Raw genomic sequence first — 26,214 nt, forward strand, 5'->3', positions numbered from 1 at the left:
CAAGGCCACCCTTTCTCTTCTCAGGCGGCAAGCATACGCTCGAGTGCCCGCTGCGCGTTAACAATGTGTTCTCCGCCAAAAAGAATGGCACGGTTCATCAGCGTATAAAGCTGATACACCGGCTGGCGGTCGAGAAAGCCGGGCGGCAGGGGGGAAACAGACTGGTATCCGTCGTATATTTGCGGCGGCTGCTCCGGATGAAGCGGCAGCATGGCAAGATCGCACTCTCTGTCACCCCAGTAGCAGGCCGGGTCAAAGATGTACGGGCCGTTGGGACCCAGCGCGCAGTTATTGGACCACAAATCGCCGTGAAGCAGCGACGCCTGAGGCTGGTGGGATGCCAGACGCTGCTGGACGTGCTCGACGATGGCGTCGATATTGCCAAACTCCAGCCCTTTCTCGGCGGCCAGCTCAAGCTGCCAGCCAATGCGCTGCTCGGCAAAAAACGTCGACCAGCGACGCTGCCAGGCATTGGGCTGTGGCGTGGTGGAGAGATCGTTGTCAAAGTCGAGACCAAACTGCGGCTGGTCGCTCCATTGATGCAGGCGCGCTAGCTGTTGGCCGAGAATGAACGCATTATGGGCATCCAGCGGGCGGGCGGGGAGATATTCCATCACCAGGAAGCTGTAGTCACGATCGCTCCCCACGGCCAGAACCTGCGGGGCAGTGACCGTTTTACTGCGCGACAACAGCTCCAGCTGGTCGGCTTCGGCGGTAAATATTGGAAGCAGCTCTCGCTCATCGCACTTAACGAAAAGATCGCGCCCTGCGTAGCGTAAATGCCACGCGGCGTGGATCTCACCGCCTGGCAGTTCGTTACGCAGTTCAATTTCACCTTCACCCAGCTGCTCACGTAAAAGATGACTGATAGCCTGCCACATGCTGTCTCTCCCATGTTGTCTGCCAGATCATAAAGTTAGCGCATAACTGCGGTTAAAAAATACGAACTAACGCACACCTGAGCGGTTTAAATTCATACAGCGCACTTATTGTTCTTTTTTCCGCCAGCTCTCCCAGGTATCCACGTCAATTTCGGCAGGCTTGTCGGTCACGCTCTCCACCAGACTGGCGGCCAGCGCATGAACCTCTTCCTGGCTCAGGGCGCCAATCAGTCCAAATGCCAGGGTGCCTAAATCATGAATATTGCCCTCGTCATCCGTCAGCGTGAGGAGAAAATTAGCTCGGGTGAAGGCATTGTTGAGCTCATTTAGCTCGGTCAGCGATGCTTCATGAAGGTTGATGGTCACGACGTAGCGTGTGATGTCACCACTGCTCATAATTCACCTCATTGTTATCATGGAAGTTTTCTTAGCATAGTCGATAGTTTGCGTTTGGCGACTCAGAGACGACCTTCCCCTCCGTAAAGACGAAGGGGAAAGGCGTTAATTTCGGGACAGGTAATCGACGATTTTTTGCGTATCGGCAAGCGAACAGAGACGCGTGCCCTGGTTGATGGTAGCGGCACTACCCGCCGCCACGCCGTAGCGGGTCATTTCGAGCAGAGACGCGCCCTGCGCCAGTTTTAGCGTCATCGCACCCACCATGCTATCGCCCGCGCCAACCGTGCTCTGACTCTTCATCGGTGGAGGGACAACCTGAACGGACGACGATTCATCGACTGCCAGCGCCCCCTGAGGGCCGAGGGAGACGACTACGCGCCGCGCTTTGCCGCTGCGCACCAGTTCCTGCGCGGCGGTGCGCACATCATCAGGCTGCGTCAGTTCGCGGTTGACCAGCGCGCTTAACTCTTTCTGGTTGGGTTTGACCAGCTCCAGATTGCCCGGCACCAGAGCCGCCTGCAGGGCCTCGCCGCTGCTGTCGACAATGCAGCGGATACCGCGCTGCTGTACCGCCTGAATCAGCGCCGTCAATTTTTCCGTGCTGACGCCGGGCGGCAGGCTGCCGCTTACCACCAGCAGCGCGCCGCTTTCTATCGTCAACACTTTCTCTTCAAGCTGACGAAACTCGTCATCGCTGAGCTTCGCGCCCGGCATGACAAAACGGTACTGCTCGCCGCTCGATTCCACGTGAACATGCAGGTTTTGCCGCGTCCAGTCTTTGGCCTCAACGGTTTCAACGGCCACCTGTTCATCGGCCAGCAGAGAGACCAGGTGTTCACCGGTAGCACCGCCTGCAGGGAAAATTGCCGTGGCTTTGCCGCCGAGATGTGTAATGGCGCGCGCCACGTTGATCCCACCGCCGCCGGGCTCAAAGACCGGGGCGCTACAGCGCAATTTACCTTCCGGGTAAATCTGCGGCGTCAGGGTGGCGGAATCCAGGGAAGGGGAGAGCGTAAGAGTATAGATAGAAACCATCATTACCTCCTTTTAGCATGGGTTCTTATTAGCCTGGCACCATTTGTCAGGAAGGCAATGTAAATAACAGTATGATTTTAAATATGAATACTGACGAAAAGTGAAGCGGGGGATATATAAAATAAAACGCTTTTTGAGATCGTTCTTATTCAAAAAATGAAATAAGAAAACATTGCTATGTTATTTGCGGCTTTTTATAATTTGTTACCTTTCTCTGGACGCCTTGTCATTGATCCTCAAGAAAGATTCCGGGACCGTGTGGTCTCTTTTTTTGTTGTACGGACTCCTTAATAAAATGAAGCTTTTAAAGACAGTGCCCGCTGCACTGATGCTGGCGGGTGGCGTGTTTGCGGCTATGAACGCGACCGCTGATGATACCGTTTTTACTGTCATGGACGATCCTTCCACCGCGAAAAAACCGTTCGAAGGTAACCTGAACGCCGGGTACCTGGCACAATCCGGTAACACGAAAAGCTCTTCTCTGACGGCGGACAGTACGCTCACCTGGTACGGTAATACCACCGCCTGGTCTCTGTGGGGTAATGCCAGCAACACTTCCGCTAACGACGAACGTTCTTCCGAGAAGTATGCGGTAGGCGGACGTAGCCGTTACAACATGACCGACTATGACTACCTGTTTGGTCAGGCTAGCTGGTTAACCGACCGTTACAACGGTTATCGCCAGCGCGACGTGTTCACCGCCGGTTATGGTCGCCAGTTCCTGAACGGTCCGGTACACAGCCTCCGTTTTGAATTCGGTCCGGGTGTGCGTTATGACGAGTACACCAATGGCGATACCAAAACCCAACCGCTCGGTTACGCTTCCGGTACCTATGCCTGGCAGATGACTGACAACACCAAATTTACCCAGGGAGTTTCTGTATTTGGTGCCGACGATACGACGCTGAACTCTGAGACGGCGCTGAACGTGGCTATCAACGAACACTTTGGCCTGAAAGTCGCCTACAACGTGACCTGGAACTCTTCACCACCAGAATCTGCGCCGGATCATACCGACCGCAGAACCACGGTTTCACTGGGTTATAGAATGTAATAAAAGCGGGCCGATGATAATGTCGGCCCGTTTATTGTCTGCGGTCTTTTGACGTCCCTTCTGATGACTTGTCTTCGCCCCTAGCCCCAAATCATTGCCGCCCAACGGAGTAGCAGCATTGCGCCGCAGATGGCAATCAGCACCAGCACCATTTTCCAGTGTTTTGCGGCAAATCGTTTAGTTGGCATAAACCTAATCCTTGTTGGTTGATATTCCCAGTCTACCAAACAGGGCCGAAAAATGCCCCTTCTCAGGTTCGATTGGGTTATGCCAGCGTAGGGTTCGGCTCAGAACCAGTGGAATCGCTCGGCGAGAATCAACAATAAACCTGTGGCGGAAAGGATGTTCAATATCACAACCGTTCTACTGGATACGTTCATGGTATGCACCTTTGGGTTTAAAGACCTGTTCAAGAGTAGCCCAGCATCTTCGAAATGCGAGCGCAGGGGAGAAGCAACCTGCAAATTCGTGCGAAAGTGCCAGCCCATCAATCTGGCCGCAGAGGGTGCAATCTCCTTTCCGTTAGTGTTAACATTACGTCGCTTGCCGTAAATCCACATTAATCTGAATTCGGCTGGTGAATGATGACGAACCAATTTGACGATTGTTGGTCAGATGGTGTCGTAATCTATTGTCAAATCACGATTATTTTCTTTGTATATGCTCTTATGTGTGGGGCATCACTGCAAATAAGGATATAAAATGCCTGTAATTACTCTTCCTGATGGCAGCCAACGCCATTTCGACCGTGCTGTTAGCCCAATGGATGTAGCCCTGGACATTGGTCCTGGTCTCGCGAAAGCGACTATCGCTGGCCGCGTTAACGGTGAGCTGGTGGATGCCTCCGATCTGATCGAAAACGATGCGACGCTTGCAATCATCACCGCGAAAGACGAAGAAGGTCTGGAGATCATTCGTCACTCCTGCGCGCACCTGTTAGGCCATGCCATCAAACAGCTGTGGCCAAACACCAAAATGGCGATCGGTCCGGTTATCGACAATGGTTTCTACTACGACGTTGACCTTGACCACACCCTGACTCAGGAAGATATCGACGCGCTCGAAAAACGTATGCACGAGCTCGCCGAAACGAACTATGACGTCATCAAGAAGAAAGTCAGCTGGCACGAAGCGCGTGAAACCTTCGTGAAGCGCGGCGAGAGCTATAAAGTCTCTATTCTTGACGAAAACATTTCGCATGATGACAAGCCTGGCTTGTACCATCACGAAGAATACGTCGACATGTGCCGTGGACCGCACGTGCCGAACATGCGCTTCTGTCATCACTTTAAGCTGATGAAGATCGCGGGCGCCTACTGGCGTGGCGACAGCAACAACAAGATGTTGCAGCGTATTTATGGTACCGCGTGGGCTGATAAAAAAGCCCTGAACGCATACCTGCTGCGTCTGGAAGAGGCGGCGAAGCGTGACCACCGTAAAATCGGTAAGCAGCTTGACCTGTACCACATGCAGGAAGAAGCGCCGGGCATGGTGTTCTGGCATAACGACGGCTGGACCATCTTCCGTGAACTGGAAACTTTCGTACGCTCCAAGCTGAAAGAGTACCAGTATCAGGAAGTGAAAGGCCCGTTCATGATGGACCGTGTGCTGTGGGAAAAAACCGGCCACTGGGACAACTACAAAGATGCGATGTTCACCACCTCGTCTGAGAACCGTGAATACTGCATCAAGCCAATGAACTGCCCGGGCCACGTTCAGATCTTCAACCAGGGTCTGAAATCCTACCGTGACCTGCCGCTGCGTATGGCGGAGTTCGGTAGCTGCCACCGTAACGAACCATCAGGTGCGCTGCACGGTCTGATGCGTGTTCGTGGCTTTACGCAGGATGATGCGCATATTTTCTGTACTGAAGATCAGGTCCGTGACGAAGTTAACGCCTGTATTCGTATGGTCTACGATATGTACAGCACCTTTGGCTTCGAGAAGATCGTCGTCAAACTCTCAACGCGTCCGGAAAAACGTATCGGTAGCGATGAGACATGGGATCGCGCAGAAGCGGATCTCGCCGTGGCGCTGGAAGAGAACGGCATTCCGTTCGAATACCAGCTGGGCGAGGGCGCATTCTACGGTCCGAAAATTGAATTTACCCTGTATGACTGCCTCGATCGCGCATGGCAGTGCGGTACTGTACAGCTGGACTTCTCCCTGCCGCAGCGTTTAAGCGCCTCTTATGTTGGCGAAGACAACGAGCGTCAGGTACCGGTAATGATTCACCGTGCAATTCTCGGTTCTCTGGAGCGCTTCATCGGCATCCTGACCGAAGAGTTCGCCGGCTTCTTCCCAACCTGGCTTGCGCCAGTGCAGGTCGTGGTGATGAACATTACCGATTCTCAGGCGGATTACGTTAAAGAATTGACGCAGAAACTACAAAATGCGGGCATTCGCGTAAAAGCAGACTTGAGAAATGAGAAGATTGGCTTTAAAATCCGCGAGCACACTTTACGTCGTGTCCCGTATATGTTGGTCTGTGGTGATAAAGAGGTGGAAGCAGGCAAAGTTGCCGTTCGCACCCGCCGTGGTAAAGACCTGGGCAGCCTGGACGTAAGTGAAGTGATTGAGAAGCTGCAACAAGAGATTCGCAGCCGCAGTCTTCAACAACTGGAGGAATAAGGTATTAAAGGCGGAAAACGAGTTCAAACGGCACGTCCGAATCGTATCAATGGCGAGATTCGCGCCCAGGAAGTTCGCTTAACAGATCTTGAAGGTGAACCACTGGGGATTGTGAGTCTGAGAGAAGCGATCGAAAAAGCTGAAGAAGCTGGAGTAGATTTAGTTGAAATCAGCCCTAACGCCGAACCGCCAGTTTGTCGTATCATGGACTACGGCAAGTTCCTTTATGAAAAGAGTAAGTCTTCTAAGGAACAGAAGAAGAAGCAAAAAGTTATCCAGGTTAAGGAAATCAAATTCCGTCCTGGTACCGACGATGGCGATTATCAGGTAAAACTCCGCAGCCTGATTCGCTTTCTGGAAGATGGCGATAAGGCCAAGATCACACTGCGTTTCCGCGGTCGTGAGATGGCCCACCAACAGATTGGTATGGAAGTGCTTAACCGCGTCCGTGACGATTTGAGTGAACTGGCAGTAGTCGAATCCTTCCCTACGAAGATCGAAGGCCGCCAGATGATCATGGTGCTCGCTCCTAAGAAGAAACAGTAAGGCCTTCAAGCAGCAAAATCTGTGGAGCCTTCGGGTTTCATAGGTTTTGTTCGCCTATGTTTCGTTTATTTAACAATGCGAAGTGGAAGTTATTAAGATGCCAAAAATTAAGACCGTACGCGGTGCTGCTAAGCGCTTCAAAAAAACCGGTGGTGGTGGATTTAAGCGTAAGCACGCAAACCTGCGTCATATTCTGACCAAAAAATCTACTAAGCGTAAACGTCACCTGCGTCCAAAAGGCCTCGTTTCTAAAGGCGATCTGGGTCTGGTTATCGCGTGCCTGCCGTACGCATAAGCCGTTAACGTTTAATTTTTTACTAAGAATATAGATACAGGAGAGCACATATGGCTCGCGTAAAACGTGGTGTAATTGCACGTGCACGTCACAAGAAAATTTTGAAACAAGCTAAAGGCTACTACGGTGCGCGTTCACGCGTATACCGCGTTGCTTTCCAGGCTGTTATCAAAGCAGGTCAGTACGCTTACCGTGACCGTCGTCAGCGTAAGCGTCAGTTCCGTCAACTGTGGATTGCGCGTATCAACGCAGCAGCACGTCAGAACGGTATTTCTTACAGCAAATTCATCAACGGCCTGAAAAAAGCCTCTGTTGAAATCGACCGTAAGATCCTGGCTGACATCGCAGTATTCGACAAAGTAGCGTTCACCGCTCTGGTCGAAAAAGCGAAAGCAGCACTGGCATAAGCCAGTTGAGAGAGGGGGCTTTGCTCCCTCTTTTCATTTAACACCATCAGAAGATTGACATTTATCCGTCCAGGCTTTTCAATAAGGTCTTAACGGTTTTTACCAGACAAGGTAACGCAAGCATGAATGCTGCTATTTTCCGCTTCTTCTTTTACTTTAGCACCTGATTTCAGGAGGCTAGCGCGTGAAAGATGAAACGAAAAACAGCGCCAGATAAGCCTCCCGATGGAGGCTTTTTTTGTGCCTGAATTTGAGAGAATAACTCCACCAAATCGGTGTCTGCACCGACATAATGAGGAAAATCATGTCACATCTCGCAGAGCTGGTTGCCAGTGCAACAGCCGCCATTAATCAGGCCTCAGATGTTGCCGCGTTAGACAATGTCCGCGTCGAATATCTTGGGAAGAAAGGGCACCTGACCCTTCAGATGACAACCCTGCGTGAGCTGCCGCCAGAAGAACGTCCGGCAGCGGGTGCGGTGATTAACGAAGCCAAAGAGCAGGTACAGCAGGCGCTGAACGCGCGCAAAGCCGAGCTGGAAAGCGCGGTGCTGAATGCGCGTCTGGCCGCAGAGACGATCGACGTTTCTCTGCCGGGTCGCCGTATCGAAAACGGCGGTCTGCACCCGGTTACCCGCACCATCGATCGTATTGAAAGTTTCTTCGGTGAGCTCGGCTTTACCGTGGCGACTGGCCCGGAAATCGAAGATGATTACCATAACTTCGACGCCCTCAACATTCCTGGCCATCATCCGGCACGCGCTGACCACGACACTTTCTGGTTCGACGCTACGCGTCTGCTGCGTACTCAGACCTCCGGCGTTCAGATCCGTACCATGAAGGAGCAGGCGCCGCCAATCCGTATTATCGCGCCGGGCCGCGTCTATCGCAACGACTACGATCAGACCCACACCCCAATGTTCCACCAGATGGAAGGTCTGATTGTTGATAAAAACATCAGCTTCACCAACCTGAAGGGCACGCTGCACGATTTCCTGAACAACTTCTTTGAGGAAGATCTGCAGGTTCGTTTCCGCCCGTCCTACTTCCCGTTCACCGAACCGTCTGCGGAAGTTGACGTGATGGGTAAAAACGGCAAATGGCTGGAAGTGCTGGGCTGCGGCATGGTGCATCCAAACGTGCTGCGCAACGTGGGTATCGATCCGGAAGTTTACTCCGGCTTTGCTTTCGGCATGGGCATGGAGCGTCTGACCATGCTGCGCTACGGCGTGACCGACTTACGTGCATTCTTCGAAAACGATCTGCGTTTCCTCAAACAGTTTAAATAAGGGCAGGACAGAACAATGAAATTCAGTGAACTGTGGTTACGCGAGTGGGTGAACACCACGCTGGACAGCGACGCGCTTTCTAACCAGATCACCATGGCGGGTCTGGAAGTCGACGGCGTTGAGCCGGTTTCCGGTACCTTCAACGGCGTGGTCGTTGGCGAAGTAGTCGAATGCGGTCAGCACCCTAATGCTGACAAACTGCGCGTAACAAAAGTAAACGTGGGCGGTGACCGTCTGCTGGATATCGTCTGCGGTGCGCCAAACTGCCGTCAGGGCCTGAAGGTGGCCGTGGCGACCGTCGGTGCAGTGCTGCCGGGCGATTTCAAAATTAAAGCGGCTAAGCTGCGCGGCGAGCCGTCTGAAGGCATGCTGTGCTCCTTCTCCGAGCTGGGTATTTCCGACGATCACAACGGCATCATTGAGCTGCCGCTGGATGCGCCAGTCGGCACCGATATCCGTGAATACCTGAAGCTTGATGACAACACCATTGAAATCAGCGTCACGCCAAACCGTGCCGACTGCTTAGGGATCATCGGCGTGGCGCGCGACGTTGCCGTGCTGAACCAGACCGAACTGAACGCGCCGGAAATCGCACCGGTTGAAGCGACCATCAGTGACGTGCTGCCTATTCAGGTTGACGCTGCGGATGCTTGCCCGCGCTACCTCGGTCGCGTGGTGAAAGGCATCAACGTGAAAGCGCCAACCCCGCTGTGGATGAAAGAGAAGCTGCGCCGCTGCGGTATTCGCTCTATCGACGCAGTGGTCGACGTGACCAACTACGTTCTGCTGGAGCTGGGCCAGCCAATGCACGCGTTCGATAAAGACCGTATCGACGGCGGCATCGTTGTGCGCATGGCGAAAGAGGGCGAAACCCTGGTTCTGCTGGACGGCAGCGAAGCGAAACTGAACGCCGACACCCTGGTGATTGCTGACCACAGCAAAGCGCTGGCAATGGGCGGTATCTTCGGTGGCGAGCACTCAGGCGTCAACGCCGAGACGCAAAACGTCCTGCTGGAATGCGCGTTCTTCAGCCCGCTCTCCATCACCGGTCGCGCACGCCGTCACGGCCTGCATACTGATGCCTCTCACCGCTACGAGCGCGGCGTTGACCCGGCGCTGCAGTACAAGGCGATGGAACGTGCGACCCGCCTGCTGATCGACATCTGCGGCGGTGAAGCGGGCCCGGTTATCGACGTCACCAACGAAGAAACGCTGCCGAAGCGTGCGACCATCACCCTGCGCCGCAGCAAGCTGGATCGCCTGATTGGTCACCACGTTGCCGATGCGCAGGTGACCGACATCCTGAAACGTCTGGGCTGTGAAGTTACCGAAGGCCAGGACGAGTGGAAAGCCGTTGCGCCATCATGGCGTTTCGACATGGAAATTGAAGAAGATCTGGTGGAAGAAGTGGCCCGCGTTTACGGCTACAACAACATCCCTGACGAGCCTGTCCAGGCAGGTCTGGTGATGGGCGCCCACCGTGAAGCCGACCTGTCCCTGAAGCGTGTGAAAACCATGCTGAACGACAAAGGCTACCAGGAAGTGATCACCTACAGCTTCGTTGATCCAAAGCTGCAGCAGCTGATCCACCCGGGCCAGGAGGCGCTGATCCTGCCAAGCCCAATCTCCAGCGAAATGTCCGCGATGCGTCTGTCTCTGTGGACGGGCCTGCTGGGCACTGTCGTTTATAACCAGAATCGCCAGCAAAACCGCGTGCGAATTTTCGAAAGCGGTTTGCGCTTTGTACCGGATAATCAGGCAAATTTAGGCATCCGTCAGGATCTCATGCTGGCTGGCGCCATCAGCGGCAACCGCTATGAAGAGCACTGGGACCTGGCAAAAGGCACGGTTGATTTCTACGATATGAAGGGCGATCTGGAAGCGATTCTGGATCTGACCGGTAAATTATCTGAAATTGAATTCCGCGCAGAAGCTATCCCGGCTCTGCATCCGGGCCAGAGCGCAGCGATCTATTTAGACGGCAAACGCGTTGGTTTTATTGGGGTTGTTCACCCTGAGCTGGAGCGTAAGCTGGACCTGAACGGCCGTACCATCGTGTTCGAGCTGGAATGGAACCCGGTGGCTGACCGCGTTATTCCTCAGGCTCAGGACGTCTCCCGCTTCCCGGCAAACCGCCGTGATATCGCGGTTGTGGTCGCGGAAAATGTGCCTGCAGCAGATATTTTGGCCGAATGTAAGAAAGTTGGCGTAAATCAGGTAGTTGGCGTAAACTTATTTGACGTGTACCGCGGCAAGGGCGTAGCAGAAGGTTTCAAGAGCCTCGCTATTAGCCTTATCCTTCAGGATACCAGCCGTACACTCGAAGAAGAGGAGATTGCCGCTACCGTCGCCAAATGTGTAGAGGCATTAAAAGAGCGATTCCAGGCATCATTGAGGGATTGAACCTATGGCGCTTACAAAAGCTGAAATGTCAGAATATCTGTTTGATAAGCTTGGGCTTAGCAAACGGGATGCCAAAGAGCTGGTAGAGCTGTTTTTCGAAGAGATCCGTCGTGCTCTGGAAAATGGTGAGCAGGTAAAACTCTCCGGTTTTGGCAATTTTGATTTGCGAGACAAAAACCAACGTCCGGGCCGCAACCCGAAGACGGGGGAAGATATTCCCATTACAGCCCGCCGCGTGGTGACCTTCAGACCCGGCCAGAAGTTGAAAAGCCGTGTCGAAAACGCAACGCCCAAAGCAGAGTAATATGAACTAACTAAAAAGGCCGCCCACGCGGCCTTTTTTCTTTGCGCTCTCCGGCAAACCCGCCGTAAAATCAATTACATCTCACGCTACTAAAACCGTACCCATGCTTGATTATGCCCATCGCCAGCACCGTTCCGATAAGCGTCGCCTGTTTTTGCTGGTGCTGTTGCTCATTGTCGCCGCAGGCGTGAGCCTCTGCGCGGGCGACAGATGGATCGGGCCTGAAAGCTGGTGGGGGCCGGACGGGCAGCTCTTCGTCTGGCAAATTCGCATGCCGCGCACCGTCGCGGTGGTTCTGGTCGGCGCCGCGCTGGCGCTGTGCGGTACCATAATGCAGGCGTTGTTTGATAACCCTCTGGCGGAGCCCGGGCTGCTCGGCGTGTCAAACGGCGCAGGCGTAGGCCTGATTGCGGTGGTAATGCTCGGCGGAGGAGAACTCTCCGGATGGAGTATTAGCCTGAGCGCTATCCTCGGCGCGCTGCTGATCACCGCGATCCTTCTTCGATTTGCCAGACGGCACTTATCGACCAGCCGTCTGCTGCTTGCCGGCGTGGCGCTGGGGATCATCTGCAGCGCGCTGATGACCTGGGCGGTCTACTTCTCAACATCCTTTGACCTGCGTCAGCTGATGTACTGGATGATGGGCGGCTTCGGAGGCGTTAACTGGCACCAGGGCTGGCTGATGGCGCTGCTGGTACCGGTCATCGTGTGGGCTGCCCTGCAGGCGCAGCCGCTGAATATGCTCGCGCTGGGGGAAACTTCTGCCCGCCAACTCGGCATGCCGATTGGGTTTTGGCGTAATGTGCTGGTCATAGCCATTGGCTGGCTGGTCGGCGTCAGCGTGGCTCTGGCGGGCGCGATCGGCTTTATCGGGCTGGTGATTCCGCACATGCTGCGCCTGTGTGGCCTCACGGACCATCGAACCCTGCTTCCGGCCTCGGCGGTTGCCGGGGCCGTCACGCTGCTGGTGGCCGACATCATCGCCCGGCTTGCCCTGACGGCCGCAGAGCTGCCCATCGGCGTGGTGACCGCCACGCTGGGCGCGCCGGTCTTTATCTGGCTACTATTAAAAGCTGGACGTTAAAACAACTAGCCGTAAGACAACCTGAGGGAATGCTATGCAGTCAGATATCCTGAATACTGAAGTGACCACCATTGATGGCGTTAACACCACGCTGGAAGGCTACAAAGGCAACGTGCTGCTTATCGTCAACGTGGCATCCAAGTGTGGCCTGACGCCGCAGTACGAGCAGCTGGAGAACATTCAGAAGGCCTGGGAGAAAGACGGTTTCACCGTGCTGGGCTTCCCGTGCAACCAGTTCCTGGGCCAGGAGCCGGGCAGCGAAGAGGAGATTAAAACCTTCTGCAGCACCACCTATGGCGTGACGTTCCCGATGTTCAGCAAAATCGATGTCAACGGTGAAGACCGCCATCCGCTGTATGCGAAGCTGATCGCTGCCGCGCCGAAAGCCGTTGCGCCGGAAGGAAGCGGTTTTTATGAACGCATGGCCAGCAAAGGCCGCGCGCCGCTTTACCCGGACGATATCCTGTGGAATTTTGAAAAATTCCTGATTGGCCGCGACGGCCAGGTCGTTCAGCGTTTTTCGCCGGATATGACCCCTGAAGATCCGATCGTTATGGAATCTATCAAGCTGGCGCTGGCGAAATAATGTCGTTGCTGATGCAGCTCACGGACGTTGCTGAGAAGGGGCGTCTGGAGCCGATAACCGGATCCATCAATGCGGGAGAAATTCTGCATCTTGTCGGGCCAAACGGTGCAGGGAAGAGCACTCTGCTGGCACGGATGGCAGGCATGACCGACGGAGAAGGGCAGATAACGCTGCTGGAGCATACGCTTGCCGACTGGTCACCGGTCTCGCTGGCGCATCGGCGCAGTTACCTCGTGCAGCAGCAGGTGCCGCCTTTTGCGATGCCGGTCTGGCACTATCTGATGCTGCATTTGCACGACAAACAACAGACGGCACTGCTGACGGACGTGGCCGCGGCCCTGGGGCTGGAAGATAAACTGTCACGGCATGCCAGCCAGCTTTCCGGCGGAGAGTGGCAGCGGGTGCGCCTGGCGGCTGTCATTCTTCAGATCCACCCGGCAGGTAATCCTCACGGGCGAATGCTGCTTCTCGATGAACCCATGAGCGGTCTGGACGTGGCGCAGCAGGCGGCACTGGATACGCTGTTAAGCGCCCTGAGCCGAAAAGGTATCGCCGTGGTGATGAGCAGTCATGACCTCAACCACACCCTGCGTCATGCCCACCGGGTATGGCTGCTGTCACAGGGAAAGATGATCGCCAGCGGTGCCCGGGATCGGGTGCTTACGCCGCCCCATCTTGCCCGCGCGTACAACATGTCGTTCCGCAGGCTGGATATTGAGGGACATAAGATGCTGATTTCTACCGGGCAGACGTAACCGTTTCTTGCCTCTTAGCACAATTGCACGCTAAATTACGAAAAGAACAAAAAAAGCAGAGGATTCGTCTGAAAATGCGATTCTGGTTTCTCCTGATGGCCGCACTTTTTCTTGCGGGATGCAGTAGCCATCGTGCGCCGCCGCCTAACCCACGGCTTTCAGATTCGATCACCGTCATTGCCAGCCTTAACGATCAGCTGAGCAACTGGCGCGGTACGCCTTATCGCTACGGCGGCATGAGCCGCGGCGGCGTAGATTGTTCCGGCTTCGTTCTGATGACGTTCCGCGACAAGTTTGATTTACAGCTTCCGCGCGAAACGCGCAAACAGGCAGAAATTGGCACTGAAATTGATAAAGACGATCTTCTGCCCGGGGACCTGGTTTTCTTCAAAACCGGCTCGGGTGAAAGCGGTCTTCATGTGGGCATATATGATACAGACAATCAGTTCATTCACGCCTCGACAAGCCGCGGCGTGATGCGCTCTTCTCTTGATAATGTTTACTGGCGTAAAAATTTCTGGCAGGCACGACGTATATAGTCTTTGTCAGACACTTCTCTTATGACGGCATGGTCTCTAATAAATCATGCCGTTTTTTCTCAAATAAGATGCTTAAAGTTAAATTTATCCAAAATTAGCGAATCCTGCATGTGTCTGTTTTATCTAAAACTGGCTATTATTCAGCAACCAGGATAAAATTATTTTAGATTCAGGGATAAATCTGAAAATAAATACGGAACTAATGAAATTAATCTTATTAAAATCAAGACAGTGGAATTGTGTCGGCAATTGCTCCAGGATGTCCTCTCTCATCTTTAATGCGGAGCGAGTGCAATGATTATTACGCTAGATAATGCTTACCAGTCTGAACTGCTGCTTCTGCCCGCCCGTAATAGCGCCGGGGAGCTTAAAGGTTTAGAGGTTCTGGTTAACTTTACTGGCGTCGGTAGCGATGTGCGGATCCCCACTGAGCTCGTTATCCCTCGGCTTTCAGCAGCTGAAGAGTTAGTGCTGTTTAACGAAAAACTGCAATTGCTTGATACCTGTAAACTGTTTTTTATTCAGCATCAGTTAATTGCATGGATCAATATTACACCTGCAATAGTTGAATTTTTATTAAGTGATGGAAACGCTGTTTCAATCCTTGAGCGTTATCCGTTTCTTGAGTTTACTGTTAATGAGAATTATCCAGGTTTAAATAACGGAAAAGACGATCTGCAGCTGGCGAGAATGGCAATCCATTTCCCGTTGGTCCTGGCAAACTTTGGCGCAGGCGCCGCATCGCTCAAAGCGGTCTATGATGGATTATTTAAACGGGTTATTCTCGACAAAGGCTTCATTCAGCAGCGTGCCCCGGAGCTCTCTTTTGAGCCCTTTATGCGCGCCATCCTCTGGCAAATCACACCGCACTGCCAGTCAGTGATTGTCTCGGGCATTGACGACCACGGCCTGTTGCAACGCGTGTTGTCCTTCAATTTTGGCGCCATGCAGGGTGCACTCTGGCCAGCCGTCTCTGCGGAGCACGTTACATCGCTGGTTCAGCAGCGATAACCCTTGCTTTCGCCCGTGTTTAAGTCCGGGTAAACCCTCTACACTAAAAGCAGGAGGACTTATGACCCTGTCTTTTACTGCTCACTGGCATGACGAGTTGCCTGGCTTTTACACCGCACTCAAACCAACACCGTTACAAAATTCACGCCTTATCTGGCATAACGATTTGCTGGCAGAAGAGCTGGCCATTCCGCCTGAGCTGTTTCAGCATTCAGAAGGCGCTGGCGTCTGGGGCGGTGAAACGCTTCTCGCCGGTATGCAGCCTCTGGCTCAGGTCTATAGTGGACATCAGTTTGGCGTCTGGGCGGGGCAGCTGGGCGACGGCAGGGGGATCCTGCTCGGCGAACAACAGCTTCCCAACGGGGAGACGGTTGACTGGCACCTGAAAGGCGCGGGTCTTACTCCCTATTCGCGAATGGGCGACGGGCGTGCAGTTCTGCGTTCAACGATTCGCGAATGCCTGGGCTCCGAAGCGATGCATGCCCTGGGGATCCCCACTACCCGAGCGCTGTCGATCGTGACCAGCGATACGCCGGTTGTGCGCGAAACGGTGGAAAAGGGCGCAATGCTGATGCGTATCGCGCAAAGCCATCTGCGCTTCGGCCATTTTGAGCACTTTTACTACCGTCGCGAGCCGGAAAAGGTGCGCCAGCTGGCTGACTTTGCCATTCGTCATCACTGGGCGCATTTGCAGGACGAGGCGGATAAATACGTTCTCTGGTTCAGGGATGTGGTTGCCCGAACCGCAGCCCTGATTGCCCGCTGGCAAACGGTGGGCTTTGCCCATGGCGTCATGAATACGGACAACATGTCGATCCTCGGGTTGACCTTTGATTACGGCCCGTTTGGTTTCCTGGACGATTATCAGCCTGGGTATATCTGCAACCACTCCGACTATCAGGGACGTTACAGCTTTGACAATCAGCCAGCGGTTGGCCTGTGGAACCTGCAGCGGCTTGCGCAAACCCTGTCGCCGTTCATCGACGTAGATGCCCTGAATGATGCACTCGACAGCTATCAGGACATATTGCTGCGAGAATACGGCACGCTGATGCGCAACAAGCTGGGACTGATGACGCAGGAGAGGGGCGATAACGACATTCTCAACGGCCTGTTTGCCCTCATGGCGCGCGAGGGCAGCGATTATACCCGTACCTTCCGGATGCTGAGCCAGACGGAGCAGCATAGTGCGGCCTCGCCGCTGCGCGACGAGTTTATTGACAGACAGGCGTTTGACGACTGGTTTGCAACTTACCGCGCACGTCTGCAGCAGGAGCAGGTGGACGACGCCACTCGCCAGACGCAGATGAACGCGACGAACCCGGCGATGGTGTTGCGCAACTGGCTGGCGCAGCGGGCGATTGAGCAGGCAGAGCAGGGCGAGTACGACGAGCTACACCGTCTGCATGTGGCGTTGCGCACGCCGTTTGCAGACCGGGATGATGACTACGTCAGCCGCCCGCCTGACTGGGGCAAGCGGCTGGAGGTCAGCTGCTCAAGCTAGTCTTTTGGCCGGGAGGCGGCTTCGCCTTACCCGGCCAACCAGTCACTGCGCGACCCAGCCGCCATCCATATTCCACGCGGCGCCGCGAACGTTCACGGCGCCCTCGCTGCACAAAAACAGCGCCAGTTCACCCAGCTGCTCCGGGGTGACAAACTCGCCCGAAGGCTGTTTCTCCGCCAGAAGCTGTTCCCGAGCCTGCTCCGGCGGTACGCCGTCAGCGATGCGCTTATCAATTTGCTGCTGCACCAGCGGGGTCAGCACCCAGCCGGGACAGATGGTATTGGCGGTAATGCCGGTGCGGGCGGTTTCCAGCGCCAGCGATTTCGTAAAGCCCACCACGCCATGCTTGGCGGCCACGTAGGCCGACTTCTCTTTTGACGCGACCAGCCCGTGAACCGAGGCGATATTGATGATGCGCCCCCAGTTTTTCTCTCGCATGGCGGGCAGCGCCAGCCGGCTGGTGTGAAATACCGAAGAGAGATTAATGGCGATAATGTCGTTCCATTTCTCCACCGGAAACGCGTCAACCGGGGCGACATGCTGTATCCCGGCGTTGTTGACAAGAATGTCCACGCCGCCAAACTGCGATTCGGCGTAGCGCATCATGGCTTCAATTTGCAGCACGTCACGCAGGTCCGCATCGTGATAGCCCGGCTTTTTGCCCAGCTGCGCAATCTCTTCTCTTGCTGATTCGCTGTCGCCGAAACCGTTGAGGATCAGCTGCGCCCCGGCCTTCGCCAGCACGCGGGCGATCCCAAGTCCAATGCCGCTGGTCGAGCCCGTCACCAGCGCGGTCTTACCGTTCAGATTCATCTTTCTCTCCTTACACAATGCCGGTCAGATAGAACACGGCAATGACAAAAAGCACTGCCAGACTTTTAATGAGGGTGATAGCAAAAATGCCGCCGTAGGCCTGGCGATGGCTCAGGCCGGTAATCGCCAGCAGGGTAATCACCGCGCCGTTATGGGGCAGCGTATCCATCCCGCCGCTCGCCATCGAGGCCACACGGTGCAGCACCTCAAGCGGGATGTTGGCGGCGTGGGCGGCGGCGACAAACGAGTCGGACATGGCGGCGAGGGCAATACTCATCCCGCCGGACGCCGAGCCGGTGATCCCCGCAAGCACCGTCACGCTGATGGCCTCATTCAGCAGCGGATTCGGGATGGCCGCCAGCGCTTTGGATAACACCAGGAACCCGGGCAGGGCGGCGATCACCGCGCCGAAACCGTATTCCGAGGCGGTATTCATCGCCGCCAGAATGGCACCGCTCACCGCGGTCCGGCTGCCTTCAGCCAGACGCCCACGGATATTGCGAAAGCCAAAAATCAGCACCAGCACGATACCGGAGATCAGCGCCGCCTCGACGGCCCAGATGGCGGTGATCTTGCCCACCTCGGTCACAATGGGTTTCGCCAGGCCTGGCAGAGTCAGCTCGTGCGTCGTGCCGTACCAGCCGGGGATCCAGCGGGTAAACAGCAGGTTCAGTATGCCCACCACAAGCAGCGGGGAGATAGCAATCAGCGGATGCGGAAGGTTAATGTTATCCGGCGTTTCGGGTTCATTTTTCAGATCCGTGCCGTAGCCTTCGTTGTTATTGAACGCCTTACGACGCTGGCGCTCCAGCCAGAGCAGGCCAAAGACGATAATAAACAGAGAGCCGATAAGCCCCAGCCACGGCGCGGCCCAGGCGTTCGTGCCAAAGAAGCTGGTGGGGATGATATTCTGGATCTGCGGCGTGCCGGGCAGGGCGTCCATGGTAAACGAAAATGCCCCCAGCGCCACGGTGGCCGGGATCAGCCGCTTAGGGATGCCGCTCTGGCGGAACAGCTCCGCGGCGAAAGGGTAAACCGCAAACGCCACCACGAACAGTGACACGCCGCCGTAGGTTAGCAGCGCGCACACCAGGACGATCACCGGAATAGCGTGGCGACGGCCGAGGATCTGAATCGCGGCGGCGACGATGGAGCGTGAGAAACCGGAAAGCTCAATCAGCTTGCCAAACACCGCGCCCAGCAGGAACACCGGGAAGTAGAGCTTGACGAAGCCCACCATCTTTTCCATAAACAGGCCGGTAAACGTCGGGCCGACGGCACCCGGATCGGTCAGCAGCACGGCGCCGAGCGCCGCAATCGGCGCAAACAAAATAACGCTGTATCCGCGATAGGCCGCCAGCATCAGCAGCGCCAGCGCCGCCAGGGCAATTAACACACTCATTACGACTCCTCACTTTAATTATTATTCGGGTATCAACGAGATGCTTAACGCTCGACGGTCAGAGCAATGCCTTGCCCGCCGCCCACGCACAGGGTGACGACCCCTTTTTTGACGTCACGGCGCTGCATTTCGTACAGCAGCGTCACGAGGATGCGGCAGCCGGAGGCGCCAATCGGATGACCCAGGGCGATAGCGCCGCCGTTAACGTTCACCCTGCGCTCATCCCAGCCGAGCTGCTTGCCCACCGCCAGCGCCTGGGCGGCAAAGGCCTCATTGGCTTCAATGAGGTCCACGTCATCCAGCGTCCAGCCCGCCCGCGACAGCGCCGTCCGGCAGGCGCTGACCGGACCGATGCCCATCACCGACGGGTCAACGCCCGTCACGGCGTAACTCACGATGCGACCGAGAACTGGCAAACCGCTCTCCCGCGCCTTTTCGCCGCTCATCAGCAGCACCGCGGCGGCACCGTCGTTGAGCGTCGACGCATTTCCGGCCGTCACCGTGCCTTCCGCCTGCAAAAAGGCGGGGCGCAGCTGCGCCAGCTGCTCGGCGGTGGTGCCTGGCCGGGGCTGTTCGTCACGGCTGACGATAAGCGGCGGTTTTTTGCCCTGTTTTACCGTCACCGGCGCTATCTCGGCGTCAAAGCGACCCGCTTCGATGGCGGAGGCCGCTTTGTGCTGCGACCGGGCGGCAAAGGCGTCCTGCTGCTCGCGGGAAATGGCATTCTCCCGGGCGACGTTTTCAGCGGTGATCCCCATGTGATAATCGTTGAACGCGTCCCACAGCCCGTCGGTAATCATGCTGTCCTGCAGGCCCGTATGGCCAAAACGCAGCCCCGAACGCGCGCCGTCCAGCAGATAGGGGGCGTTGCTCATGCTCTCCTGACCGCCAGCGATAATCGCGTCAGCGTCGCCGCAGCGGATCGCCTGCGCGGCGATCTGCACCGCTTTTAATCCCGCGCCGCAGACCAGGTTGACCGTTGTCGCCGGCGTGCTGACGGGCAATCCGGCGGCGATGGCCGTCTGACGCGCCGGGTTTTGCCCGCATCCCGCCGTCAGCACCTGTCCGAAAATCAGTTCATCTACCTGTTCTTCGCGAAGATCGCTGTTCTCCAGCAGGTGCCGCACCGCGACGGCCCCCAGCTCAACCGCCGAAAGGGACGATAGCGAGCCGCGAAAACTGCCTATGGGGGTTCGCGTGGCCCCGACAATCATGACTTCTTTCATCGTGAGTCCTCAGTTGAAGCGCATCTCGCGAACGTCGTCCGCCACAATCATTTTCCCGGCCGTTTTAGCCGCAATTTCGTCGATGCTGACGCCGGGGGCGTATTCCCGCAGGATGAACGCGCCGTCCTCGATCTCCAGCAATGCGAGATCGGTTAATACCCGACGGATGCAGCCTGCGCCCGTGAGCGGCAGCGTGCAGCGCGGCAGCAGCTTTGATTCACCGCTTTTAGACGCGTGGGTCATCACCACAATGATGTTCTGCGCCCCGGCGACGAGATCCATCGCGCCGCCCATGCCCTTCACCATCTTTCCGGGGATCATCCACGAGGCGATATTGCCCTCGACGTCCACTTCAAACGCGCCCAGCACGGTCAGGTCGACATGACCGCCGCGGATCATGGCAAACGACTGGGCTGAGTCGAAAATGGCCGCGCCGGTGCGCGCGGTCACGGTCTGTTTACCGGCGTTGATCATGTCGGCGTCAAGGCTCTGCTCGTCAGGAAAAGCCCCCATCCCCAGCAGCCCGTTTTCCGACTGAAGCATCACGTCCATCCCGTCCGGAATGTAGTTCGCCACCAGGGTAGGAATGCCGATCCCCAGGTTGACGTAATACCCGTCGCGCAGCTCGCGGGCGACGCGCATGGCCATCTGTTCACGGGTTAACATCGTCACACTCCTTCCGCGCGCAGGGTGCGCTGTTCAATGCGTTTTTCAAACTGGCCGACAATCAGCCTGTCGACGTAAATGCCCGGGGTATGAATGGCCGACGGGGGCAGCTCACCCGGGGGAACAATCTCTTCCACCTCGACGACCGTTATCCGGCCCGCCGTTGCCATCAGCGGATTAAAATTTTGCGCGGTATGCCGGTAGACAACGTTGCCGTACCAGTCCGCTTTCCAGCCCTTAATCAGCGCGAAATCTCCCACGATCGCCTCCTCAAGGATGTAGTGCTCACCGGCAAACAGGCGTACGTCTTTGCCGGTAGCCACGGGCGTGCCGTAGCCAGTGGCCGTGTAAAATGCCGGAATGCCCGCGCCGCCCGCGCGCACTTTTTCCGCCAGCGTGCCCTGAGGCGTGAGTTCAATCTCCAGCTCGCCGCTCAGCACCTGCTGCTCGAACAGGGCGTTCTCGCCGACGTAAGAGGCCACCACTCTGCGAACCTGACGCGTTTCGAGCAGTATCCCGAGACCGAAACCGTCCACGCCACAGTTGTTTGATACCACCGTCAGGTCTTTCACCTGACGGCGTCTGACCTCCGCAATCAGGTTCTCCGGAATACCGCACAGGCCAAAGCCGCCCGCCAGCAAGGTCATTCCGTCCGTCAGCCCTTCCAGCGCCTGCGCATAGCTGCCGACGCGCTTATCCAGTCCCGCCATAGTCATCCCTCCCGTTATCCGTGCCGGTATCATTAGGGGCGGCGACTCATTTGTTAATTTTGAATTTGTGACCCACTCATTTGGTTTTTTTATTAATTTCCTGTTAACTAAATTTTTTCAATTAGTTAACAGGATGAAAAATGAGAATGAGTGTCAAACAGTTACGCGCGTTTTTAGCGGTAGCTCACACTCTCAATTTCGCCCACGCCAGCGAACGGCTGAATCTTTCCCAGCCGGCCCTGAGCCTGACGATTAAAGCGCTGGAGGATGCGCTCGGCGGACCGCTGCTGCAGCGGAGCACGCGCAAGGTCGCGCTGACGCAGGAGGGCGAGACGTTTTTGCCGATGGCGCGCCAGCTGCTTGCCGACTGGGATAACGTCGAAGAGGCGATGCACCAGTGCTTTACCCTGCAGCGCGGTAAAATTTCGGTTGCGGCCATGCCGTCGTTTGCCGCGAATGTCCTGCCCGGGGTGCTAAAAGCGTTTCGCGATCGTCATGCCGGGATCAACGTCACCGTGCATGACGTTATCAACGAGCAGGTGATAGAGATGGTGCGGGAGGGGCGAGTCGAGATGGGCATCGCCTTTGAACCGGCACCGACGCACAACCTGCTGTTTACCCCGCTGGGCCTCGACAGGTTTGTTGCCATCGTGCCGAAAGATTCCTCGCTGGCAGGCAAGAAGCGCCTTACATGGGAAGAGCTGCTGACGCTGGATTTCATCACCCTGCAGCGCCCGTCGGCGGTACGTCTGATGATGGAGGAGGAGCTGGCGCGAAGCGGCAGAAAGCTGGACGTGGCGCTGGAGAGTCATCAGCTGGTGACGGTCGGGCGAATGGTCGCGAGCGGGCTGGGCGGCAGTGCCGTCCCGGCGCTCTGCGAGGCGCAGATGACGGCGCTGGGCGCGGTCTGTATCCCGCTGGATAACCCGCCGATAGAAAAGTGCATTGGAGCAATCCATCCCGGGCACACGCAGCTCTCTAAAGCGGCGCTTGCCCTGCTGGAGACGCTGAAGGATTTTTATCAGCCCGATCAGGGGGCGAGAAACACCTGCGGCGCGGCGTGAGCCGGATGCCTGCCGACGTGGACCTGTGCGCCGTACCAGCGCGCCAGCGCATCGGCCTGCAAAACGGTTTCCGGTTCTCCCTGGGAGACGATCCTGCCGCTGTGCAGCAGCAGGATGCGGTCCGCCCACAGCGCCGCCAGATTCAGATCGTGCAGCACCACGCAAACGTGCAGATGTCCCCGGCCGGTCAGGGATTTCAGCAGGCGCAGCAGATGCTGCTGGTGATAGAGATCCAGCGCGGACGTCGGTTCATCAAGAAACAGCCAGCCGCGCGGCGCACCGTCGCACCAGAGCTGGGCCAGCGCGCGGGCGAGCTGGATGCGCTGCTGCTCGCCGCCGGATAGGGCGGCAAACCGCCTGCCCGCCAGCGGTAAACAGCCGGTGATAGCCATGACTTCTTCAATCACCGACGCTTCTGGCGCGCGGGTCCAGGGCGCACGCCCCATACCGACGACCGCCTCAACCGGCCAGTCAAATCCGAGCTGCGTGCTCTGGCGCATCACCGCCCGGTAGCGGGAGAGCGTTTCTGGCTGCCAGGCCGCAAGCGGTGTGCCCGCCAGGCTGCACAGTCCGCCCGCAGGTTTAAGATAGCCGGTAAGCAGCCGCAACAGCGTTGATTTCCCTGCGCCGTTGGGGCCAATCAGCGCCACCAGCTCGCCCTGAGATAAGGTCAGCGACACGTCGTTAATCAGCGTGCGTTGTCCGGCGCGAAAAACAAGGTTTTCTGCACAGTAGCGTTCAGCCATGCGCACCTCCGCGACGAAAGATAAGCCACAGAAACCACGGCGCGCCGAGAAGGCTGGTCAGTAAGCCGACCGGCATTTCCGCCGGAGCGACGAGGCTGCGCGCCAGCGTATCGGCCACCAGCAGGAGCATCGCGCCGGCCAGCACCGAGCCGGGGAGCACCGCCCGGTGGTCGGCTCCCAGCCACATGCGCACCAGGTGCGGCACCACCAGGCCGACGAAGCCGATCACGCCGCTGACCGCAACGGCAGCTGCCACCAGCAGGGCACTGCACAGCAGCAGGATCCGCTGCACGGCGGCAACCTCCACGCCGAGGTAGTGCGCCTCTTCGTCCCCCAGTTGGAGAAGGTTGAGGGCGCCTGCCAGACGCCAGATAATCAGCGCGGTGGGCACCATCAGCGACGCAACGGCCAGCAGTGTTGACCACTGCGCCTGGCCGAGGCTGCCCATTCCCCAGAGCGAAAGCTGGCGAAGCTGGGCATCATTGCTGAGCCATGACAGCACCCCGACTGCGGCGCCGCACAGGGCGTTGATGGCAATGCCCACCAGCAGCAGGCGCGACAGGGACGCGTCACGCTGTCGGCTGAGCAGGAAAATCACGAAGGTGGCGGCCAGCGCGCCGAGAAACGCCGCCAGCATCGGGGCATACAGCATCACCAGGGCAGGCAGCGAGAGCGGAATCACCACCCACAGCGCGACGGCGAGCGCCGCGCCGCTGCTGATGCCGAGCAGCCCCGGGTCCGCCAGCGGATTTCGAAACAGCCCCTGCATCACGCAGCCCGCCAGCGCCAGCGAACCGCCGATCGTCAGCGCCAGCAGCACGCGGGGCAGGCGGATCGTCAGCCAGATCTGACGCAGCGCCTCGTCGGTGCCGTTCCACAGCAGGCTGACCGGCAGGCGTAATGCCCCAACCCCGGTCGCTGCGAGCGTCATGATTGTCAGGATCGCGGCCAGCATCCATAACGATAAGGCTATCCGCCGGGACATCAGGGCAGTTGCTCCGCTTTGGCACGCAGCTGCCGGATGGCTTCCGGCGTTCGCACGCTGAAGCCCAGCAGCGCCATATCATCAATCGCCAGCACCTGCTTATTACGTCCTGCCGGGGTTTGCGCCAGGCCGGGCAGCTTCCACAGATTCGCTTCCCCACCCAGGGCGTTGATCCCGTCCTGCGAAATCACCACCAGATCGGGCCGGCTGGCAATTGTCCCTTCCTGAGACAGCGGCTGATAGCGGGTGAACCCCTGCATCGCGTTCTGCAGCCCCGCCGCACGAATGGCCGCGTCCGCGCCGGTCTGTTGTCCGGCGGCCATGGCGGTCATCCCGCCGTGGTTGAGAATAAACAGTACCCGCTTATCGATCGGTGACGCGGGAAGCGCCGACAGCGCATGACGCAGCGTATTGCGCAGGACTTCCCCCTCGGCCTCGCGGTGCGTCGCTTCAGCGACGATCCGCACCTTTTCGTCAATGACTTTCAGGTCGTTACCGGCGGGAACAACGATTACCCTGACGTGGCTTTGCTCAACCTGCTTTAGCGCCAGAGAGGGCTGCGCCTGGGCGCTGGCCAGCACCAGCGTGGGGCGCATGGATAAGATCCCTTCCGCGTTGAGCTGACGCAGATAGCCCACGTCCGGCAGCGCGTTCGCCGCCTGCGGCCACTGGCTTGTGCTGTCGCGGGCCACCAGAGAAGACGACGCGCCGAGGGCGTAGACAATCTCGGTGACGTCACCACCGAGCGTGACGATTTTCTCCTGCGGCGCAGCAAACACCAGCAGGGGCAGGGCGCTGAGGAGGACTAGCCACCGTTTCATGCGGCCAGCCCTTTCGCCGTCAGGGCGTCTATCTGGCTGCGCCACTGGCTTTGCTCCGGCTCGCCTTCGGTGCGCTGGCCGTACAGCTGGGCGATTTGCGTCCCGTCGGCGGCAAACAGCTCCAGACTGGTGACATGCCCATCAGCGGTTGGTTTGCGCGTGACCCACGTCTCCGCAATGGCGTCTTCAAGCAGATGCAGGGTAAAGGTTGGGTTAAAGACGTTCAGCCAGCCTTTCATCGGCGCCAGCTTTTCCACCGCGCCGGTGAAAATCTGCACGCAGCCGCGGTTGCCGACGAAGACCATGATTTCATTGCCGTCCCGACGCGCCGTCTCCAGCAGCTGCGCCAGCGCGCTGTTCTCTACCCGACAGGCCAGATCGTCCCCCACCAGGCGAAACGCCTGTTGGCGGCTAAGATTGTGGCGCTTCAGCAGGCTGAAGAACTGGTGCACGTCGGTCATGGCGCGCCACTCTTTATCCACGAGAGCCGCGTTTGCGTTTTCTGCGTGAGCCGGGGCTTCGGCAACCTTCAGTTCAAGCGGCGGGTTGTCAGCAAAGATAAAGCGGGTCAGCACGTCGCCCCAGGCGGAAACATTGGTGTTATCCGTGGCGTAGACCTTCAGCAGGGCATCCCCCTGGTGGTCGAAGAACTGAATGCTCTGCCGCTCGCCGCGGGCGGTGGCTTCGCTGATGTGAAACGCGCTTGCCCACTGGTTGAGGAACAGGCGCAGATCCAGCGCGCGCGGGTTCAGCACCAGCCCGGCGTGGCCGTTCAGGTGCTGGTTGGTGAAATTCCCTACCTGTTCGTGAACGGCGTATTCGTTGCGGCAGATACATTTGGTTTCGCCCACCGTCTCCAGCGCGCCCAGGATCTCGCGGATTTCACCGTGCAGTCGCCAGGCATCGTGTCCCACGCGGGCAAAGGTGAGCTCTGCTTCGCTGATGTTCATTAACCCTGCGACGTCGCGCGCGTACTTACCCGGATTTTCTTTTTTTAGCTCAAGCCAGCGTGTGTAGTGATTCATTGTCTCTTCCTTTCAAAGCAATGCCCCGGTCAGC

Annotated in this window: 30 protein-coding genes and 1 other annotated feature; of the genes, 16 read left to right on the forward strand and 14 right to left on the reverse strand. The window is 57.2% G+C overall.

The genetic code is table 11. The features are described 5' to 3' along the window. Positions 1–20: 20 nt before the first annotated feature. From LA04_RS13320 to pfkB, 3 genes are all read right to left on the reverse strand, one after another. Positions 21–881 (reverse strand): fructosamine kinase family protein, encoded by an 861-nt coding sequence (locus LA04_RS13320; protein WP_047651955.1) that lies wholly within the window; start codon positions 879–881, stop codon positions 21–23. 105 nt (positions 882–986) lie between these two features. Further along, positions 987–1,277, reverse strand: coding sequence for a type V toxin-antitoxin system endoribonuclease antitoxin GhoS (gene ghoS / locus LA04_RS13325; protein WP_047648044.1), 291 nt, complete (start codon positions 1,275–1,277; stop codon positions 987–989). A 105-nt stretch (positions 1,278–1,382) separates the two neighbouring features. After that, positions 1,383–2,315, reverse strand: a complete 933-nt coding sequence (gene pfkB, locus LA04_RS13330; protein WP_047651956.1) for a 6-phosphofructokinase II — start codon at positions 2,313–2,315, stop codon at positions 1,383–1,385. 295 nt (positions 2,316–2,610) lie between these two features. On the opposite strand from pfkB, the gene LA04_RS13335 reads away from it, so the two are divergent. Next, a complete protein-coding gene (locus tag LA04_RS13335) occupies positions 2,611–3,369 on the forward strand; it encodes a DUF481 domain-containing protein (protein WP_029740435.1) in 759 nt (252 codons plus the stop codon). An 80-nt stretch (positions 3,370–3,449) separates the two neighbouring features. Here the strand turns inward: LA04_RS13335 and yniD are convergent, their stop codons facing one another. Together yniD and yncL are read right to left on the reverse strand one after the other, a co-directional pair. After that, positions 3,450–3,557, reverse strand: a complete 108-nt coding sequence (gene yniD, locus LA04_RS24445) for a small membrane protein YniD (protein ID WP_112009453.1) — start codon at positions 3,555–3,557, stop codon at positions 3,450–3,452. Between the two features lie 99 nt (positions 3,558–3,656). Further along, on the reverse strand, positions 3,657–3,929 hold the full coding sequence (gene yncL, locus LA04_RS25150) for a stress response membrane protein YncL (RefSeq protein ID WP_081957703.1): 273 nt from the start codon (positions 3,927–3,929) through the stop codon (positions 3,657–3,659). Between the two features lie 142 nt (positions 3,930–4,071). Here yncL and thrS point away from each other — a divergent pair, with 142 nt between their 5' ends. The 14 genes from thrS (at position 4,072) to selO (ending at position 16,722) form a co-directional block, all read left to right on the forward strand. Further along, positions 4,072–6,000 (forward strand): threonine--tRNA ligase, encoded by a 1,929-nt coding sequence (gene thrS / locus LA04_RS13345; RefSeq protein ID WP_008500657.1) that lies wholly within the window; start codon positions 4,072–4,074, stop codon positions 5,998–6,000. 3 nt (positions 6,001–6,003) lie between these two features. Further along, the gene (gene infC, locus LA04_RS13350) at positions 6,004–6,546 is read left to right on the forward strand and encodes a translation initiation factor IF-3 (protein WP_014069901.1); all 543 of its coding nucleotides are present in this window, start codon (positions 6,004–6,006) and stop codon (positions 6,544–6,546) included. Between the two features lie 97 nt (positions 6,547–6,643). Then, positions 6,644–6,841 (forward strand): 50S ribosomal protein L35, encoded by a 198-nt coding sequence (gene rpmI, locus LA04_RS13355; protein WP_003030583.1) that lies wholly within the window; start codon positions 6,644–6,646, stop codon positions 6,839–6,841. 50 nt (positions 6,842–6,891) lie between these two features. Beyond that, the gene (gene rplT, locus LA04_RS13360) at positions 6,892–7,248 is read left to right on the forward strand and encodes a 50S ribosomal protein L20 (protein WP_000124850.1); all 357 of its coding nucleotides are present in this window, start codon (positions 6,892–6,894) and stop codon (positions 7,246–7,248) included. Positions 7,249–7,365: 117 nt separating this feature from the next. Then, positions 7,366–7,490, forward strand: a sequence feature (Phe leader region). Next, positions 7,371–7,415 carry a pheST operon leader peptide PheM gene (gene pheM, locus LA04_RS24455; RefSeq protein ID WP_001386830.1) on the forward strand — a complete coding sequence of 15 codons (45 nt, stop codon included), beginning with the start codon at positions 7,371–7,373 and terminating at the stop codon, positions 7,413–7,415. It overlaps the preceding feature by 45 nt. Before the next feature lie 62 nt (positions 7,491–7,552). Next, positions 7,553–8,536 carry a phenylalanine--tRNA ligase subunit alpha gene (gene pheS / locus LA04_RS13365; RefSeq protein WP_047651958.1) on the forward strand — a complete coding sequence of 328 codons (984 nt, stop codon included), beginning with the start codon at positions 7,553–7,555 and terminating at the stop codon, positions 8,534–8,536. 15 nt (positions 8,537–8,551) lie between these two features. Beyond that, entirely contained in the window at positions 8,552–10,939 is a 2,388-nt protein-coding gene (gene pheT / locus LA04_RS13370) for a phenylalanine--tRNA ligase subunit beta (RefSeq protein WP_047651959.1), read from the forward strand. Positions 10,940–10,943: 4 nt separating this feature from the next. Continuing rightward, positions 10,944–11,243, forward strand: coding sequence for an integration host factor subunit alpha (ihfA, locus tag LA04_RS13375; protein WP_003857805.1), 300 nt, complete (start codon positions 10,944–10,946; stop codon positions 11,241–11,243). Positions 11,244–11,346: 103 nt separating this feature from the next. After that, entirely contained in the window at positions 11,347–12,327 is a 981-nt protein-coding gene (gene btuC / locus LA04_RS13380; RefSeq protein WP_047651961.1) for a vitamin B12 ABC transporter permease BtuC, read from the forward strand. A 34-nt stretch (positions 12,328–12,361) separates the two neighbouring features. Then, on the forward strand, positions 12,362–12,913 hold the full coding sequence (locus tag LA04_RS13385; protein WP_047061627.1) for a glutathione peroxidase: 552 nt from the start codon (positions 12,362–12,364) through the stop codon (positions 12,911–12,913). Further along, positions 12,913–13,668: a vitamin B12 ABC transporter ATP-binding protein BtuD gene (gene btuD, locus LA04_RS13390; RefSeq protein WP_047651962.1), complete on the forward strand. Its 756-nt coding sequence runs from the start codon at positions 12,913–12,915 to the stop codon at positions 13,666–13,668. The genes LA04_RS13385 and btuD overlap by 1 nt, the downstream gene beginning before the upstream one ends. A 74-nt stretch (positions 13,669–13,742) precedes the next feature. Then, positions 13,743–14,207 carry an NlpC/P60 family protein gene (locus LA04_RS13395; protein WP_008500650.1) on the forward strand — a complete coding sequence of 155 codons (465 nt, stop codon included), beginning with the start codon at positions 13,743–13,745 and terminating at the stop codon, positions 14,205–14,207. Between the two features lie 294 nt (positions 14,208–14,501). Next, positions 14,502–15,218 carry an EAL domain-containing protein gene (locus LA04_RS13400; protein ID WP_047651963.1) on the forward strand — a complete coding sequence of 239 codons (717 nt, stop codon included), beginning with the start codon at positions 14,502–14,504 and terminating at the stop codon, positions 15,216–15,218. A gap of 61 nt (positions 15,219–15,279) precedes the next feature. Further along, positions 15,280–16,722, forward strand: a complete 1,443-nt coding sequence (gene selO, locus LA04_RS13405) for a protein adenylyltransferase SelO (RefSeq protein ID WP_047651964.1) — start codon at positions 15,280–15,282, stop codon at positions 16,720–16,722. Positions 16,723–16,764: 42 nt separating this feature from the next. Here selO and LA04_RS13410 read toward each other — a convergent pair whose 3' ends face one another. The 5 genes from LA04_RS13410 to LA04_RS13430 are packed head-to-tail and all read right to left on the reverse strand — an operon-like array spanning position 16,765 to position 21,539. After that, a complete protein-coding gene (locus tag LA04_RS13410; RefSeq protein ID WP_047651966.1) occupies positions 16,765–17,535 on the reverse strand; it encodes a 3-hydroxybutyrate dehydrogenase in 771 nt (256 codons plus the stop codon). A gap of 10 nt (positions 17,536–17,545) precedes the next feature. Next, positions 17,546–18,937 carry a GntP family permease gene (locus LA04_RS13415; RefSeq protein ID WP_039262085.1) on the reverse strand — a complete coding sequence of 464 codons (1,392 nt, stop codon included), beginning with the start codon at positions 18,935–18,937 and terminating at the stop codon, positions 17,546–17,548. Between the two features lie 44 nt (positions 18,938–18,981). Next, the gene (locus tag LA04_RS13420) at positions 18,982–20,163 is read right to left on the reverse strand and encodes an acetyl-CoA C-acetyltransferase (RefSeq protein ID WP_047651969.1); all 1,182 of its coding nucleotides are present in this window, start codon (positions 20,161–20,163) and stop codon (positions 18,982–18,984) included. 9 nt (positions 20,164–20,172) lie between these two features. Further along, the gene (locus LA04_RS13425; RefSeq protein WP_029740425.1) at positions 20,173–20,829 is read right to left on the reverse strand and encodes a CoA transferase subunit B; all 657 of its coding nucleotides are present in this window, start codon (positions 20,827–20,829) and stop codon (positions 20,173–20,175) included. A 2-nt stretch (positions 20,830–20,831) separates the two neighbouring features. Then, complete coding sequence (locus tag LA04_RS13430) at positions 20,832–21,539, reverse strand: CoA transferase subunit A (RefSeq protein WP_047651970.1); 708 nt, start codon at positions 21,537–21,539, stop codon at positions 20,832–20,834. Positions 21,540–21,679: 140 nt separating this feature from the next. Between LA04_RS13430 and LA04_RS13435 the strand changes: the two genes are divergently transcribed. Further along, on the forward strand, positions 21,680–22,603 hold the full coding sequence (locus LA04_RS13435) for a LysR family transcriptional regulator (protein WP_047651972.1): 924 nt from the start codon (positions 21,680–21,682) through the stop codon (positions 22,601–22,603). Here LA04_RS13435 and LA04_RS13440 read toward each other — a convergent pair. From LA04_RS13440 to chuS, 4 genes are read right to left on the reverse strand one after another with little or no spacing between them, the layout of a single operon-like run. Then, the gene (locus tag LA04_RS13440; protein ID WP_047651974.1) at positions 22,570–23,349 is read right to left on the reverse strand and encodes a heme ABC transporter ATP-binding protein; all 780 of its coding nucleotides are present in this window, start codon (positions 23,347–23,349) and stop codon (positions 22,570–22,572) included. The genes LA04_RS13435 and LA04_RS13440 overlap by 34 nt on opposite strands. Next, the gene (locus LA04_RS13445; RefSeq protein ID WP_047651976.1) at positions 23,342–24,334 is read right to left on the reverse strand and encodes a FecCD family ABC transporter permease; all 993 of its coding nucleotides are present in this window, start codon (positions 24,332–24,334) and stop codon (positions 23,342–23,344) included. The genes LA04_RS13440 and LA04_RS13445 overlap by 8 nt, the downstream gene beginning before the upstream one ends. Further along, positions 24,334–25,155, reverse strand: coding sequence for a heme/hemin ABC transporter substrate-binding protein (locus tag LA04_RS13450; RefSeq protein WP_047651977.1), 822 nt, complete (start codon positions 25,153–25,155; stop codon positions 24,334–24,336). Before LA04_RS13450 ends, LA04_RS13445 begins: the two co-directional genes overlap by 1 nt. Continuing rightward, a complete protein-coding gene (gene chuS, locus LA04_RS13455) occupies positions 25,152–26,180 on the reverse strand; it encodes a hematinate-forming heme oxygenase ChuS (protein WP_047651979.1) in 1,029 nt (342 codons plus the stop codon). Before chuS ends, LA04_RS13450 begins: the two co-directional genes overlap by 4 nt. Positions 26,181–26,214 lie beyond the last annotated feature (34 nt).

Source organism: Enterobacter sp. UCD-UG_FMILLET, from assembly GCF_000762975.1.
Lineage (GTDB): Bacteria > Pseudomonadota > Gammaproteobacteria > Enterobacterales > Enterobacteriaceae > Enterobacter > Enterobacter dykesii.